The 1,205-nt window shown below is 65.4% G+C and carries 1 protein-coding gene and 1 pseudogene; both read left to right on the top strand.

Features of this window, described 5'->3' with window-relative positions:
• The first annotated feature begins 149 nt into the window (after positions 1 to 149).
• Positions 150 to 620, top strand: a complete 471-nt coding sequence (locus IF20_RS38775) for an RCC1 domain-containing protein (protein WP_110944907.1) — start codon at positions 150 to 152, stop codon at positions 618 to 620.
• Between the two features lie 145 nt (positions 621 to 765).
• Positions 766 to 1,038, top strand: a pseudogene (gene tpg / locus IF20_RS36850) (telomere-protecting terminal protein Tpg); the annotation flags it as partial.
• Between the last annotated feature and the right edge of the window lie 167 nt (positions 1,039 to 1,205).

Here is a 1,205-nt window from a genome sequence, read left to right as displayed (position 1 = left end):
AGCAGGCTCCACACCTGATCGACGGCTGCCTAACCGGCACCGGCCTACCACTTGATCCGGTGTGACCCGCACCCGACAACCCTCCGGAAAGGTCAGTAGCAGTTGGCAGGAGTTCAGAAGGGCAGTGCGACGTGCAGTCCTGGCGCGAGATGGTCGTTCTCTCGTGTGGTGACTGGCACTCGGTCGGCGTCCGGTCGGACGGCTCTGCACTGGCCGCGGGGAACAACCGACGAGGGCAGTGTGCCGTTGAAGGGTGGTGTGACCTGGCATCCGTTTCGGCCGGGTATCTCCACACCGTCGGCCTCAGAGCCGATGGGCGGACAGTAGCGACCGGCGACCGGGCAACCGGGGCGTGCGAGGTCGGAGAGTGGGAAGACGTGGTGGCACTCGACGCGGGCAGCTACCACACCGTCGGAGTCACAGCGTCCGGGCGGGTCCTCGCAGCCGGGGACAACAGCTACGGACAGTGCGAAGTCGGCGATTGGCGCGACATTGTCGCCGTGGCGGCCGGTTCAACGCACACCCTCGGCCTGCGTGCCAACGGCACAGTCGTGACCGCCGGGAACAATGCCGATAGACAGTGCGAAGTCGATGCCTGGTCCGGAGTCCAGCTGCCATAGGTCTCGGGCTACACCACCACGAACTGTCATGCCGTCATACCCGAGCCCAGAGACCTCATTCTGATTCCAGTCCTTACGCCGGCCGTCCAGCATCAGCCCCCGCAGATAGCACTCGCCCCGCCGCCGCTGATCCAGCCGCGGCAGCGAACCCCGCGCCCGCTTCGGCTACACCGCCCCCATCGGCACCACCGACGACGGCCGGGTCCGGCGGCTGACCGTCCACCTCCCGCCCGCCTACGCCGCCCGCCTCTTCGACGCCCAGCAGCACGGCGCCGGCGACCAGCAGATGCGCACAATCGTCGCCGAGGGATTGCAGGAAATCTATTTCAAGGACGGCGGACGCCGCGCCGATGACCTCGAAGTGGAATTCACCGACATCGACTACATCGACGTCACCGACATCGACGTTTCCTTCTAGCCGAACAGACGAGAACTCCATACAACATCGGGCGTGTGACTGAGCCGCGTAGTTGGCCACTGAGCGCGCTAGGTCGTTTCTGATGGCTCTTGGACTGTGTCGCGGAGCCAGATGACGATCGCGGCGACGGTCAGTGTGCCGTTGAAGAGGTAGTCGCGCTTGTCGAA

The sequence above is a fragment of the Streptomyces niger genome, from assembly GCF_000718305.1.
Classification (GTDB): Bacteria; Actinomycetota; Actinomycetes; order Streptomycetales; family Streptomycetaceae; genus Streptomyces; species Streptomyces niger.
This window is presented reverse-complemented; position numbering and strand designations above follow the sequence as displayed.

What these genes read in the sequence shown, in the direction of transcription:
- IF20_RS38775 (WP_110944907.1), top strand. Translation starts at nt 150, where the DNA reads ATGGTCGTTCTCTCGTGTGGTGACTGGCACTCGGTCGGCGTCCGGTCG.